The 13969-nt window shown below is 72.7% G+C and carries 12 protein-coding genes and 1 tRNA gene; 2 read left to right on the top strand and 11 right to left on the bottom strand.

All coding sequences use genetic code 11. From position 1 onward, the window contains the following. Nucleotides 1-11: 11 nt before the first annotated feature. From QUG92_RS08925 to QUG92_RS08955, 7 genes are all read right to left on the bottom strand, one after another. Nucleotides 12-2453, bottom strand: a complete 2442-nt coding sequence (locus QUG92_RS08925) for a DEAD/DEAH box helicase (RefSeq protein ID WP_182046704.1) — start codon at nucleotides 2451-2453, stop codon at nucleotides 12-14. Then, a complete protein-coding gene (tatC, locus tag QUG92_RS08930; protein ID WP_182046712.1) occupies nucleotides 2450-3205 on the bottom strand; it encodes a twin-arginine translocase subunit TatC in 756 nt (251 codons plus the stop codon). The genes QUG92_RS08925 and tatC overlap by 4 nt, the downstream gene beginning before the upstream one ends. A 245-nt stretch (nucleotides 3206-3450) precedes the next feature. Further along, the gene (locus QUG92_RS08935) at nucleotides 3451-4422 is read right to left on the bottom strand and encodes a helix-turn-helix transcriptional regulator (protein ID WP_182046705.1); all 972 of its coding nucleotides are present in this window, start codon (nucleotides 4420-4422) and stop codon (nucleotides 3451-3453) included. Further along, nucleotides 4415-5491, bottom strand: a complete 1077-nt coding sequence (locus QUG92_RS08940; protein ID WP_289458777.1) for a helix-turn-helix transcriptional regulator — start codon at nucleotides 5489-5491, stop codon at nucleotides 4415-4417. The genes QUG92_RS08935 and QUG92_RS08940 overlap by 8 nt, the downstream gene beginning before the upstream one ends. A gap of 73 nt (nucleotides 5492-5564) precedes the next feature. Further along, nucleotides 5565-6488 carry an FKBP-type peptidyl-prolyl cis-trans isomerase gene (locus tag QUG92_RS08945; RefSeq protein WP_289458778.1) on the bottom strand — a complete coding sequence of 308 codons (924 nt, stop codon included), beginning with the start codon at nucleotides 6486-6488 and terminating at the stop codon, nucleotides 5565-5567. Nucleotides 6489-6528: 40 nt separating this feature from the next. Further along, a complete protein-coding gene (locus QUG92_RS08950; protein ID WP_289458780.1) occupies nucleotides 6529-7647 on the bottom strand; it encodes a tRNA (adenine-N1)-methyltransferase in 1119 nt (372 codons plus the stop codon). Then, the gene (locus QUG92_RS08955) at nucleotides 7644-8354 is read right to left on the bottom strand and encodes an HAD family hydrolase (protein WP_223246483.1); all 711 of its coding nucleotides are present in this window, start codon (nucleotides 8352-8354) and stop codon (nucleotides 7644-7646) included. Before QUG92_RS08955 ends, QUG92_RS08950 begins: the two co-directional genes overlap by 4 nt. Nucleotides 8355-8500: 146 nt before the next feature. On the opposite strand from QUG92_RS08955, the gene QUG92_RS08960 reads away from it, so the two are divergent. Continuing rightward, a complete protein-coding gene (locus tag QUG92_RS08960; RefSeq protein WP_069710871.1) occupies nucleotides 8501-9436 on the top strand; it encodes a proteasome assembly chaperone family protein in 936 nt (311 codons plus the stop codon). Nucleotides 9437-9507: 71 nt separating this feature from the next. Here the strand turns inward: QUG92_RS08960 and mshC are convergent, their stop codons facing one another. The 3 genes from mshC to QUG92_RS08975 form a co-directional block, all read right to left on the bottom strand. Then, entirely contained in the window at nucleotides 9508-10752 is a 1245-nt protein-coding gene (gene mshC, locus QUG92_RS08965; protein ID WP_289458782.1) for a cysteine--1-D-myo-inosityl 2-amino-2-deoxy-alpha-D-glucopyranoside ligase, read from the bottom strand. Continuing rightward, nucleotides 10749-11579 (bottom strand): undecaprenyl-diphosphate phosphatase, encoded by an 831-nt coding sequence (locus tag QUG92_RS08970; protein WP_289458783.1) that lies wholly within the window; start codon nucleotides 11577-11579, stop codon nucleotides 10749-10751. Before QUG92_RS08970 ends, mshC begins: the two co-directional genes overlap by 4 nt. A gap of 61 nt (nucleotides 11580-11640) precedes the next feature. Further along, entirely contained in the window at nucleotides 11641-12948 is a 1308-nt protein-coding gene (locus QUG92_RS08975) for a M20/M25/M40 family metallo-hydrolase (RefSeq protein ID WP_289458784.1), read from the bottom strand. Between the two features lie 176 nt (nucleotides 12949-13124). Here QUG92_RS08975 and QUG92_RS08980 point away from each other — a divergent pair. Next, nucleotides 13125-13210, top strand: a tRNA-Leu gene (locus QUG92_RS08980). Nucleotides 13211-13376: 166 nt separating this feature from the next. Here QUG92_RS08980 and QUG92_RS08985 read toward each other — a convergent pair. Further along, nucleotides 13377-13958, bottom strand: a complete 582-nt coding sequence (locus QUG92_RS08985; protein WP_259346268.1) for a CxxCxxCC domain-containing protein — start codon at nucleotides 13956-13958, stop codon at nucleotides 13377-13379. Between the last annotated feature and the right edge of the window lie 11 nt (nucleotides 13959-13969).

Raw genomic sequence — 13969 nt, forward strand, 5'->3', positions numbered from 1 at the left:
TGTTCCTCCCGTCAGACCGTCGCGTAGGCGACGATGCCGCGGCGGACCGCGTCCGTCGCTCGTCGGGCGGTCTGGGCGAGGTCGTCGTCGCCGGCGTTCCGGACCTGGTCGAGCAGGTCGATGACCTGCTTCGACCAGCGGACGAAGTCGCCGGCGGGCATGTCGAGCGTGCGCAGGACGTCGTCGAGCGCCGAGCCGGACGCCCAGCGGAACATGCCCACCGACATGGCCGGGGTCGGCGGCTGCGACCCCGCGAGCCGGGCGTCGCGTTCGATGTCGTCGAGGCGGGCCCAGATCGTCAGGGTCTCGTCGAGGGCCGGCCGGAACGCCCCGCGCGGCAGGGCGTGCTCGGTGCCGGGCGCGTCCTCGCGGCGGGGCTGGTAGACGATCGTGGCGGCCATCGCGGCGAGCTGCGCGGGGGTGAGGTCCTTCCAGACCCCGGCCTCGAGGCACTCCGCGACGAGCAGGTCGCGCTCCCCGTAGATGCGCTGCAGGCGCCGACCGCCCGCGGCGACCGTCGCCTCGTCGTCGCCGGTGACGACGAGGTACCCGAGCTGCAGGAGCACGTCGGTGACGCGGTCGAACGTCGTCGCGACCGCACCGGTGCGCGACCGGATCTGCTGCACGAGCTTGTCGTGCCCGCGCTTGAGCTTGTACCAGCGCTCGGCCCAGCGGGCGTGCGCCTCCCGGTCGGGGCAGGCGTGGCAGGGGTGCCGCTGCATCTGCCGACGGACGTCCGTGATCGCGGCCTGGCGCTCCTGGCGGGCGCCGTGCGAGGCCTCGCGACCGCCGGGCACGTTCGTGCGCTCGAGGTCGGACAGGCGGCGACGGAGGGCGGCGTACTCGGTGAAGTCGCCGAGGTGGCACTCCATCGCCCGCTGGTACCCGTCGAGCGACTCCTGCTGCGAACGGACCTTCCGCGCCAGGTCGACGACGGAGCGGTCCGCCTGGAACTGCGCGAACGACGTTTCGAGGACCTCGCGCGTGCGCTGGCGGCCGAACTGCTCGATGAGGTTCACGGCCATGTTGTACGTCGGCTTGAACGACGAGTTGAGCGGGTAGGTGCGGCGGCTCGCGAGCGAGGCGACGGCCTGCGGGTCGAGCCCGTCGGACCACTGGATGACCGAGTGCCCCTCGACGTCGATCCCGCGACGACCGGCGCGACCCGTGAGCTGCGTGTACTCCCCCGGCGTGATCGGGACCCGGGCCTCGCCGTTGAACTTCTCGAGCTTCTCGAGCACGACGGTGCGCGCCGGCATGTTGACGCCGAGCGCCAGGGTCTCGGTGGCGAAGACGACCTTGAGGAGCTTGCGGCGGAAGAGGTCCTCGACGACCTCCTTGAACGCCGGCAGGAGGCCGGCGTGGTGGGCGGCGACCCCGCGCTCGAGACCCTCGAGCCACTCCCAGTAGCCGAGCACGGCGAGGTCCTCGTCGAGCAGCGTGCGGCAGTGGTACTCGGCGGTCTCGCGGATCTCGTTGCGCTCGTCGGCCGTGGTCAGCGAGATGCCGGAGCGGAGCACCTGGCGGACGCCCTGGTCGCAGCCGTTGCGGCTGAACACGAAGAAGATCGCGGGCAGCAGCATGCGCTCGTCGAGCACCTTCGCGATCTGCTCGCGGTACATCTTCTCGGTGCGCGGTCCCCGGCGCTCCGGGTAGCCACCGCGACCACGACGGCCGCGGTGTCCGCCGCCGTTCCGCTCGCTCCGGGCACCGCCGCCGACGAGCCGCAGGAGCTCCGGGTTGACGCGGTTCGTCGCTGCCGCCCCGCTGGAGTCGAACAGGTCGACCATCTTGGTGCCGACGAGCACGTGCTGCTCGAGCGGCACCGGACGGTCCTCGGACACGATGACGTCGGTGTCGCCGCGGACGGTCTGCAGCCAGTCGCCGAACTCCTCGGCGTTCGACACGGTCGCGCTGAGCGACACGAGCCGGACCTCGGTCGGCAGGTGCAGGATGACCTCTTCCCACACGGCCCCGCGGAACCGGTCGGCCAGGTAGTGCACCTCGTCGAGCACGACCCAGGCCAGGTCGTCGAGCAGCTCGGAGTCCGCGTAGATCATGTTGCGGAGCACCTCGGTCGTCATCACGACGACGCGGGCGCGCGGGTTGACGTTCGTGTCACCGGTCAGCAGTCCGACCTCGGACTCGCCGTACTCGGCGACGAGCTCGGCGTACTTCTGGTTGCTCAGCGCCTTCATCGGCGTCGTGTAGAACACCTTCGCCGTGGGCTGGCGCATCGCGAGCCAGATCGCGAACTCGGCGACGATCGTCTTGCCGGCACCGGTCGGGGCGGCGACCAGGACGCTGCGGCCCTGGTCGAGCGCGTCGCACGCGGCGATCTGGAACGGGTCGAGGTCGAAGCGCAGGTCGGTCCGGAAGAGCTCGAGGTTGCGCGAGCGGTTGCGGACCTTCGCCGCCTGGAACCGCTCCGCGGGGCTGAGGCCGGTCGTCATGAGATCCCGTACTCCTCGTCGAGCTTCGCCTGCTTCTTCGCGAGCCGGCGGTCGTGGAACCACGTGATGATGCACGCGGCGACGTAGAGCACCGTCATCGGCACCGCCAGCAGGAACATCGAGATGACGTCCGCCGACGGGGTCACGATGGCGCAGAACACCAGGATGCACAGGATCGCCACGCGCCAGCTCTTGATGATCGAGCTGGCGGAGAGCACGCCGACGAAGTTCAGCAGCACCAGGAACACCGGCAGGACGAACGCGATCCCGACCGCGACGATGAGCTTGATGACGAAGTCGTAGTACGCCTTCGCGTCGACGATCGAGGTGTCCTGGCTGGACACGAAGCTGCCGAGGATCCCGACGATGTGCGGCAGGACGTACCAGCCGAACCAGCAGCCGGCGAAGAACAGCGGGATCGCGGTGCCGAGGAATCCGAAGACGTACTGCTTCTCGCGACGGACGAGCGCCGGCACGATGAAGGCCCAGACCTGGTACAGCCAGACCGGGCTCGCGATGACGACACCGATGGTGATGGCGATCTGCAGGCGCAGGTCGAACGCCCCGGTGATCATCGGGAAGTTCAGCTCGGCGGTGTGCCCGCCGACCTCGGCCAGCTGCGTGACCGGCGCGCGCAGTGCGTCGAGCACGAACGGCGTGAGGAACCAACCGCCGATCGCGCACACGACGACCGCGAGGACGGCCTTGAACAGGCGGTTGCGCAGCTCGATGAGGTGCTGCCCGAGCGACATGCGGCCCTCGGTGTCCTTCTTCGGACGACCGGGCCGCTCCGCTCGCCCGCTCGCGGTCGTCGAAGCCATGGACCGATCCTACGGGACCGGCACCGACAGACTCACCGCGGTGGACGGACGCACAGCCCGTGTCCGGACTGGAGGCGCGGGGCGAGCCCGACCCGCGCCTCCCGTCCGCCGTCGGGTCACCCGCAGCGACGCGGACGGCGACGCGGAGGGCGCTGGACCCGGTGGCGGGAGCCGCCTCACTCGGCGGCGAGAGCCGCCTCGGCGAAGGCCCGCACCGCGGCGCGTGCGGCCGGCGGGTCGATGACGACGGCTCGACCGGGCAGGCCCGCGACCAGGCGCACCACCCCGTCGAAGCCGTTCGACGCGGCGAGGCGGATGCGCACGCGGCCGTCGGCGTCCTCGGCGTCGGCCGTGTCGGCGAGGTAGTCGGCCACGAGCGGCAGTGACGAGCAGTCGAGCTCGACCGTGACGATGACGTCACCGCCGGACTGCTGGAACAGGGTGTCCGGGAGCACGACGTCGTCGATCGTCTTCTCGGCGGCCCGCTCGTCCACGCGCACGTTCGACATGCGGTCGAGTCGGAACGTCCGGAGTGCCTGCCGGTCCAGGTCCCACGCACGCAGGTACCAGTCGGTGTCGATCGACTCGACGCGCAGCGGGTCGACCCGTCGGGTCCCGCCCTGCGTGCGGGGGCCGACGTACTCGAACGCCAGCCCGCGGCCGCCCGCGACGGCGCTGCGGATCGTGGTGAGCGCGGCGTCGTGGAGGTCCTGGCCGACGGCCACGTTCGACGCGGCACCGCCGGCGCCGCGGGAGAGCTTCGCCATCAGCGCCCGGATCGCGTCGCGGTCGGCGGCCTCCGGCAGGGCGGACAGGTACTGCAGGCCGGCGATGAGCGCCGAGGCCTCGCGCGCGGAGAGCCGCGGGGAGTCGTCGATCGCCACCAGGTTCGTCAGCACGATCATGTCGTTCTGCTCGAAGTCGTCCCAGGCGATGTCGAAGAGGTCGCCGTGCTGGTACTGCATCGTCTCGCCGGGTACGCCGGACACCGCGATGAGCTCCACCGCGCGACGGATCCGCTGCTCCGGCACGCCGAAGTGCCGGGCCGCCTCGGCGACCGAGACGCGCTCGTGGTCGATGAGGTACGGCACCAGCACGAGCAGGAAGGCGAGCTTGTCCTGCGCCTGCAGGGGTTGCTGGTCAGCCACGTGCGCCTCCGGTCCGCTCGGTGCCCGCCGCGGCGGTGTCGTCGCCGGTGTGGTCCGCGTGGTCGGCGACGAGCCCGCGCAGCCGGGCGACGACCCGGTCGCGCAGGGCGGCCGGCTCGAGCACGCGGACCTCCGGCCCGAACGCCGCGAGCTCCTCGGCGAGGATCTGCGGGTCGACGTGGTGCAGGACGAGGACCCCGTCGGAGTCGACCTCGGTGCCGCGACGCCGCTGCAGCCGTCGTTCGGCGTCCGAGCCCGGGACGACGGCGATCCGCGCGGAGCGCTCGGACCAGACCCGGTCGAGCTCGGCCAGCGCACGCTCCCCCGCGCCCGCCGGCGCCGGGTGCCGGCCGGCCTCGTACGCCGAGACCGGTCCGACGATCCGGGACAGCAGGTAGTTCTTCGTGCCGCCGGTGGCGAACTCGTGCGCCGCGAGCATCCAGCGACCGCCGTGCTGCACGAGGGCCAGCGGGGCGAGCTCCCGGCGACGCGGCTCGTGCTCACCTGGGGTGATGTAGTCGAAGCGCACCGCTGCGGCGCGGTCGAGCGCCGAGCGCAGCGGCTCGAACGCGGCGTCGCGCGCCCGGAGCCGCGGCGCGTAGGCGGCGATGTCGGTGGGGTGCGTCGCGGTCGTCGCGTCGCCCTCGTCGGCGCCGGCCGAGCGCACCTTGAGCAGTGCGCGGCGGGAGTCCGTGGACAGCGCGCCCTCGCGCCAGGCCATCGCGGCGAGGGACAGCAGGGCGGACTCGTCCGGCGTGAAGCGGACGTCGAGCGGCAGGTCGTACTCGCCCTTCGGGATGCGGTAGCGCAGCGTCTGGTTGTTGCCGGCGGCGCCCGGGGTCTCGATCGTCTCGAGCGGGATGCCGAGCTCTCGGACGTCGTCCTTGTCGCGCTCGAACTGCCGCTCCAGCGAGGCGTTGTCGCCACCGGCGGTCCAGCGCTGGCGGTAGCCCTGGACGTTGGCCAGGATCTCCGCCTTGGTCAGCCCCGACTCCGTCGAGAGCAGCGCGAGCACGAGGCTGAAGAGCCGCTCCTCGGCGGGCACGCGGGGGGCTCGGGTCGCTGGCACGAGCCCGATCCTATGGCAGCGCGGGTGCACCGGAGTGCACCCGCGCCGCGGTCGGTGGACGGTCCGACAGGCCTCAGGCGGGCATCTTCCCGAGCACGTCGATGACGTACGCGGTGGCCTGGCCCTGCTGGTGCACGATCGCCAGGACCTGGTCGCCGACGCGGTGGCCGAGGAGGGCGTCGCGGACGCCGTCGATGACCTGGCCCTTCGCCAGCGGGATGGTCTGTGCGCCCGAGCCGTCGGTCCAGCTCGACCCGACGACCGACGAGTCGCCGGTGCTGCCGGCCCAGGAGACGGCCGTGTACTTGACGACCGCGGTGTCCTTCGCGGTGAGCTTCGCCCCCGACCCCTTGCGGAGCAGGTGGAGTGCGTCGTCCTTCGGCGCACTCCAGGACGGGATGGTGATGCCGGGGGCACCGGACGGCGCGAGGACGACGGCGGGCATGCCGTCACCGGCGAGCTGCGGCGTGCCGGTCGCGCGGGCGTCGAAGGCGCGACGGACGTCGACGATCGCGACGACCGCGTCCTCCTCCTTGCCCGACGGAGCGCTGGCGGACGCGCCACCGCTGAGCGAGCTCTTCGGCAGCGCCACGGCGAGCCGGTCGCCCACGTGCGCGCACTCGAGCGCGGTGCCGAGCGGGCCGTAGTTCTCGGCACCCGCGGTGATCGGGGCGGTCTGACCGGAGTAGCCGCTGGTCTGCGCGACCTGGCCCGTGGCGCCGTCGACGAGGGTGTACTCGATGAGGGCGGGAGTGCCGTCCTCGATCTCCCGGCCGTCGCCCGAGCGCAGCACCGAGACCTGCGTGCCCGTGGTGGTGAGCCCGGACGGGACCGTGACCTTCGGCTCCTTCCCGAACGCGCCGGTCGCCGTGACGGCTTCCGAGGCGGCGCCGGGTGCCGCGCAGGCGGACGGCGTCGAGCCGGCACCGCTGGACGCGCACGCGGTCAGCGACGCGACGAGGCCGATGGTGACCAGGAGTGCGGGGATGGTGCGCACGGACCCTCTTTCCGTTCGGTGCAGGACGGGCATGCGTAGCCTAGCGGTCGCCGTCGGGGGCGTCGCCCGACCCGGAGTCGGCCTCGGGGTCGGCCGCGGACCCGGCCTCGGCAGCGGCGACGCGTCGCGCCTGTGCCGCGGCCTGGCGGGCGACCTTGCGGAGCTTCTTGTCGCTCGCCGACCGCTCGCCCACGGCGCCGGGCGTCCACGCCTCGACGTCCTCGTCGGAGAACTCCGCCTTGCCTGCGCGACGCTTCAGGTTCGGCAGGACGACACCGTCCGCCAGCCGACGTGCGGTGACCAGGAAACCGGTGTGCCCGACCATGCGGTGGTCCGGACGGACCGCGAGCCCCTCGACGTGCCAGGTCCGCACGAGCGTCTCGCTCGACTGCGGGTCGGTGAAGCGCCCGGTGTCGCGGAGCGCCTCGGCCGTGCGGGAGAGCTGCGTCACGGTGGCGACGTAGCAGACGATCAGACCGCCGGGCACGAGGGCGTCGGCAGCGGCGTCGACGCACTCCCACGGGGCGAGCATGTCGAGGACCACGCGGTCGACGCTCTGGGGCTCGGTCGCGCCGGGGAGCTCCTCGACGAGGTCACCGACGGTCACCGACCAGTTGTCCGGCACGGCGCCGAGGAAGGTGCCGACGTTGCCGCGGGCGATCGCGGCGAACTCCTCGCGGCGCTCGAAGGACTGCAGCCGGCCGGTGGGGCCGATGGCGCGCAGCAGGAAGAGCGAGAGCGCGCCCGACCCGACGCCGGCCTCGACGACGCGGGCGCCGGGGAAGACGTCGGCGAACGCGACGATCTGGGCGGCGTCCTTCGGGTAGACGATCGCCGCACCGCGGGGCATCGACATGACGTAGTCGTTGAGGAGCGGCCGGAGCGCGAGGTACTCGTCGCCCGTGCTCGCGCGGATGACCGAACCGTCGGGCTGCCCGATGACGTCGTCGTGCCGGAGCACGCCGCGGTGCGTGTGGTACTCCCCCGCGGTCTCCAGGGACAGCGTCGTGAGCTTGCCCTTCGGACCGGTGAGCTGCACGCGGTCGCCGGCGCGGAACGGCCCGCGGGGCGGGGTGTGCGGGGCACCGCCCGCCGTGTGCGGCAGCGCGGCGGTGCCGTCCGTGCCGTCGGTGCCGGTCGGGGACTGTGCGTCGGTCATCGGTTCGCCGTCTCGGTGCGGGCCGCGAGGGCCGGGGTGGTCAGCTCGACCAGGCGGTCGACGTCGACGTCGGCCAGGGTCGTCAGGTGGACGTCGCCGCCCGCGATCTCGGACAGCGGCACGATGTGCTCGACCGCGACGGTCACCGCGCCGGACGCGACGGCCGAGGCGACACCGGTCGCGGAGTCCTCGATGGCGACGCAGGCGGTGGGGTCGACGCCGAGCTGCGCCGCGGCGGACAGGTAGGCGTCCGGGTGCGGCTTCGGGCGGTCGACGTCGTCACCGGCGACGACCACGCGGAAGCCGCTGGCACCGAGCGCGTCGGCGGCGACGAGGGCCATCTTCCGCCGAGACATCGTGACGAGGGCCGTCGGGATGCCGCGGTCGTGCAGCTCCTCGAGCAGTTCGCGGGCACCGGGCCGCCACGGCAGCTCGGCCGCCTGCAGGCGCTCCATCACGTAGTCGGTCATCCACTGGACGATCTCCTCGACCTCCATGTCGACACCGCGGTCGCGCAGGATCTCGCCCGAGCGCTCGAGGCCGCTGCCCACCAGCGACAGGCCGTCCTCGTGGGTCCACACGGCGCCGTGGCGAGCGGTCAGCTCGACCTGGGACTGCTGCCAGATCGGCTCGGTGTCGATGATCGTGCCGTCCATGTCCCACAGCACGGCTGCGGGGAGGACGCGTTCGGGGTGCTGGGCGGTCACGGGCGACGAGTCTACCGGGGCGCGCGTTCCGCTCCGGGCGGACGGGGCGGTGCCGACACCGACCCGAGGCCTATCCTGGGTGATCGACCCTGTCCGGCCGCGCGCGGCGTCGCGTGCGCCCCGCTCCACCACCAGGAGGCCCCTCCGTGCCACAGCACTCCCCCTTCAGCGACGGCCGCCTGCTCGTCGTCGCGTTCGAGGGCTGGAACGACGCCGGCGACGCGGCCAGCGGCCTCGCGCGCCGCATCGTCGACGCGCTGGAGCTCGACGAGCTGCGCGAGATCGACGGCGAGCGGTACGTCGACTACCAGTTCAACCGGCCGAACGTCGGGACGGCCGAGGACGGCTCCCGTGGCATCCAGTGGCCCCGCATCGTGCTCTACGGCCCCGGCGCCGAGGGCCGCCCCGTGATCGGCGCCACCGGCTCGGAGTCCGAGCGCGACGTGTTCGTGCTCGTCGGCCCGGAGCCCTCGCGCACCTGGCGCGGCTTCTGCGCCGAGGTGGTCGACCTCGCCGACGTCCACTCGATCGACGCGGTCGTGTTCGTCGGCGCGATGCTCGCCGACGTGCCGCACACCCGGCCGATCTCGGTCTTCGTGTCCAGCGAGAACGCCGGGGTCCGCTCGGCGTTCGACGTCGACCGGTCGACGTACGAGGGACCGACCGGCATCCTCGGCGTGCTGTCCGACGCGATGGACACCGCCGGGCTCACCACGCTGTCGCTCTGGGCCTCGGTCCCGCACTACGTGCACAACTCGCCGTCGCCGAAGGCCACCCTGTCGCTGCTCGACAAGCTCGAGGAACTCGCCGACGTCACGGTGCCGCGCGGCACCCTGCTCGACGAGGCGACCGAGTGGGAGGAGGGCATCGACGCCCTCGCCGCCGACGACGAGGACATGGCGAGCTACATCGGGCAGCTCGAGCAGGCGCGCGACACGGTCGACTCCCCCGAGGCCTCGGGCGACGCGATCGCCCAGGAGTTCGAGCAGTACCTCCGCCGTCGTGAGCGCAAGGACGGCAAGGACGGCGGCACCGCCGGTGGCGAGGGCCCGTGGCGGCCCCCGCAGCCGCCGCAGCAGTAGTCCCGACCACGGGACGGACGGGAGGCGCGGTGCCGGCTGGCACCGCGCCTCCCGTCCGTCGCGGCCCGGCTTCAGCCCAGGCGGATGCCGAGCACGGCGTCGACGAGGTCGACGAGCTCCGGCGTCGCGCGCGTCCCGGCCGCGATGGCCGTGTCGACGGCAGCGACCGCTCCCGGCGTGTCCAGGTCGTCTGCGACCCGGGCCCGGATCCGGGCGATGGCCTCGTCCGCGTCGTCGACGTGCCCCTCGCGCGCACCGGTCGCCCACTCGTCCCACGACGCCAGGCGGGTCGACGCGCTCGACAGCTCGCCGTCGAACCACTCCCAGTCGTCCGAGTACTTGTGCGAGAGCAGCGCGAGCCGGATCGCCCGCGGGTCCGCACCGTCGTCGAGCAGTCCGCGCACGGTGACGAGGTTCCCGAGCGACTTCGAGATCTTCGACCCCTGGTACGCGATCATCCCGGTGTGCACGAAGGCGTTGGCGAGCGGCTGGTGCGCCAGCGCGGCGGCGTGCCCGGCGCTCATCTCGTGGTGCGGGAAGACGAGGTCGCTGCCGCCGCCCTGCACGCTGATCGGCAGGCCGAGCTTGTCGCCCGCGATGACGCTGCACTCGATGTGCCAGCCGGGTCGGCCCGGGCCCAGTTCGGTGTCCCAGCTCGGCTCCCCGGCGCGCTCGGCACGCCAGAGCAGCGGGTCGAGCGGGTCGCGCTTGCCGGCGCGGTCCGGGTCCCCGCCGCGCTCGGCCGACAGCGCGAGCATGGTCTCGCGGTCCAGGCGGCTCTCGTCGCCGAGCGCCCACGCCTCGGTGGGACGGTTCACGTCGAAGTAGACGTCGTCGCCCTCGGAGTCCTCGGTCGGCACGTCGTAGGCGTAGCCCGTCTCCTGCAGGTACGCGACCGCCTCGGCGATCCGCTCGACCTCGTCCGTCACGGCCACGAAGTCGTCCGGCGGCAGGACGCGGAGCGCCTCCATGTCGCGGCGGAACAGGTCGATCTGCGAGGCCGCGAGCTCGCGCCAGTCGACGCCGTCGCGCGTCGCCCGCTCGAGCAGCGGGTCGTCGACGTCCGTCGTGTTCTGCGCGTACTCCACCTCGAGCCCGGCGTCGCGCCAGGCCCGGCCGAGCGTGTCGAACGCCAGGTAGGTCGCCGCGTGCCCGAGGTGGGTGGCGTCGTAGGGCGTGATCCCGCAGACGTAGAGCGCCGCACGCTCCTCGCCCCGGGTCGGGTCGACGGGGTGCCCGGCCGCCGTGTCGTGCACGACGGGACGCGGGGCGTCCCCCGGGACATCGGGGACGGACGGGGCCTGCCAGGCCCTCACGGCTGGATCACTCCGAGCGACAACAACACGATGAGCACGATACCGAGTGCGATCCGGTAGACCACGAAGGGGAGGAAGCTGCGCTTGGCGATGTAGTTCATGAAGGCGGCGATCACGACGAACCCGACGACGAACGCGACGACCGTCGCGATGAGCGTGTCGACGAGGCCGAAGGGTGCGCCGGTGTCGCCCAGGCTGGTCGCGGCCTCGTAGAAGCCGGACAGGAACACCGCGGGGACGGCGAGCAGGAAGGCGAACCGTGCGGCCGCCGGACGGGTGTACCCGAGTGCGAGCCCCATCGACACCGTCGCGCCGGAGCGCGAGACACCCGGCACGAGGGCGAGCATCTGCGCCACACCGATGAGCAGCCCGCTCCGGAACGTCATCTGCTCGATCGGACGGACCTTGCGGCCGACGACGTCGAGCACACCGAGCACCACGCCGAAGACGATGAGCACGATCGCGACGATCCAGAGCGACCGGAACGTCGTCTCGATCGAGTCCTTGAGCACCAGGCCGGCGATGCCGATCGGGATCGTGCCGAGGATGACCAGCCAGCCGAGGCGGACGTCCGGGTCGCCCTTCGGCACGTCGCGCCGGAACACCGACCGGAACCACCGCCCGACGATGCGGGTGATGTCCTTCCAGAAGTAGATGAGCACGGCGGTCTCGGTGCCGAGCTGCGTCACCGCGGTGAACGCCGCACCCGGGTCCTCCGCGTCGGGCAGGAACAGCCCGACGATGCGCAGGTGGGCGCTGGAGGACACGGGCAGGAACTCGGTGAGTCCCTGCACGAAGCCGAGGAAGATCGCCTCGAGGATGTGCATCGTGCGGGCCTTTCAGGGGTCAGCAGGCAGGACGGTGCCGCGCAGGCGACCCGGCAATGTATCAGTACGTCGCCAGCAGGTCCCCGAGGACGCGCCGCCCGAAGGCCAGCGAGTCCAGCGGCACCCGCTCGTCGACGCCGTGGAACATCGCGGGGAAGTCGATGCCTGCGGGCAGCTGCAGCGGGACGAACCCGTACCCGGCGATGCCGAGCGTCGACAGGGCCTTGTTGTCGGTGCCGCCGGAAAGCAGGTACGGCAACACCGGCGCGCCCGGGTCGTGCCGACCGAGGACGTCGCGCACGGCGTCGACGAGCGGGCCGCCGAAGTCCTGCTCGAGGCCGACGTCGCGGAAGGACGTGACGACCTCGACCTCGTCGCCCGCCAGTTCGCGGACACGCGCGAGCACGGCGTCCTCGTCGCCCGGGAGGCACCGGATGTCGACGAGCGCCTCGGCCGTGTCCGGGATGACGTTGTGCTTGTACCCGGCGGTGAGCACCGTCGGGTTCGACGTCGTGTGCAGGGCTGCGTGGATGAACCGCGACGCCGAGCCCGTGGCCAGCGCGACCTCGTCCGGGCCGGTCGTCTGCGGGTCGACGCCGAGGAACCGGGCGACCTCGGCGACCATCGCCTCGGTCGTGGCCGACAGCCGGACCGGCCACTCCTCGCTGCCGATGCGCGCGACGGCGGCCGCGACCTTCGTGACGGCGTTGTCGCGGATGACGTGGGACCCGTGCGCGGCCGTGCCCCGGGCGACGAGCTTCACCCACATCAGGGCCTTCTCGCCGGTCTGCAGCAGGTACGCGCGCCGGTCCCCGAGCGTGATCGAGTAGCCGCCGACCTCGCTGATGGCGGCCGTGGCGCCCGCGAACACCTCCGGGTGCCGGTCGACGACGTGGTGCGAACCGAGCACCCCGCCCGCCTCCTCGTCGGCGAAGTAGGCGATGACGAGGTCCCGCTCGGGCGCACCCTGGCGCTCGATGACGTCCGACAGCGATGTCAGCATCATCGCGTCCATGTTCTTCATGTCGACGGCACCGCGGCCCCACAGCATGCCGTCGCGGACGACCCCGCCGAACGGGTCGACCGACCAGTTCGTCGGGTCCGCCGGGACGACGTCGAGGTGTCCGTGCACGACGAGCGCCGGCTTGTCGCGGTCGCGACCCGGCACGCGGGCGACGACGCTCACGCGGTCCGGCTCCGACTCGAACAGCTGCGGCTCGAGGCCGAGGTCGCGCAGCGCCGCCTCGACGTAGTGCGCCGCCTCCGTCTCGCCGCGGGACTTCCCCTCGCCCCAGTTCGTCGTGTCGATGCGGATGAGGTCCCGCGCGATGGCTGCGGTGGCCTCGAGGTCCGGCTGGGCGTCGCTCATGCCCCGAGGCTACCGGGCACCCCGCGCCGGACCGCCCCGATCCGCGGCGACGTGCGGGACTCGCCCGGGATGCACGGCCGTGTGCAGCGGGCCTCCGGACCCGTGCTAGTGTCTTCTCTCGGCAGGAACGCCGGGGAAACAGCCCGGAGCGACGGCCGAACAAGTGAAGAACACCTGTCCGGGTGGCGGAAATGGTAGACGCGCTAGCTTGAGGTGCTAGTGCCCGTATTAGGGCGTGGGGGTTCAAGTCCCCCCTCGGACACGAGAAGATGCGGTGCCCCCTGGCCTTTCGGCCCGGGGGCACTTCTCATTGGTGCTTCCCCGGCGAGCATCGCCATCGCTTCGCTCAGGGCGACGAAGGCGGACGGGAGGCGCGGGGCGGGCTCGTACCGCGCCTCCCGACCGGCTGATGGGTCACCGGAGCTTCGTCAGCGACGCCGCAGGCGACGCACCAGCAGGACGACACCGCCGAGCGCCGCGAGCCAACCCCAGTTGGCGACCACCGGGTCGAGCAGCTGGTGCCGCCGGTCGCGGCGCGACGAGCCGGACCGCGAGGCCACCGGCCGGTTGCCGATCTCCGCCCGTACGCCGGTCTCGTGCACGACGCGGTCCGGACGGCCGCGCAGCGCGTCCGTCACCCGGTGCGTGGCGACGTCGATCCGGTCGCCGAGGACGAGGAGCATCCAGTGCGCCAGTCGTCCCTCGCTGAACCGGCGGTAGGCGTACCGCTTCACGACGCCGGCGAGCCCGGACAGCGGCTGCGCCGTCCCGAACACCGGCGTGACGTGGGCGTGCTCGATCGACCGTTCGCGGCCCTCGGCGCCGGGCTGCTGCTCCGGCACGTCCCAGTGCGCACCGGACGCGAAGCCGACCTCGCGGGACAGCTTGGGGACCGACGGGCGGTCGGCGGGGTCGAGGTCGCTCCCCCACCCGGGGATGCGCGCGCGGAGCTCCGCCGCCGTCGGGACGCGGCGGGGCGGATCGGCGATGTACGGGGTGTGGTCGGACACGGGTGCCTCCT

This window comes from Curtobacterium citri (assembly GCF_030362955.1).
In the GTDB taxonomy this organism is placed as follows: Bacteria; Actinomycetota; Actinomycetes; order Actinomycetales; family Microbacteriaceae; genus Curtobacterium; species Curtobacterium citri.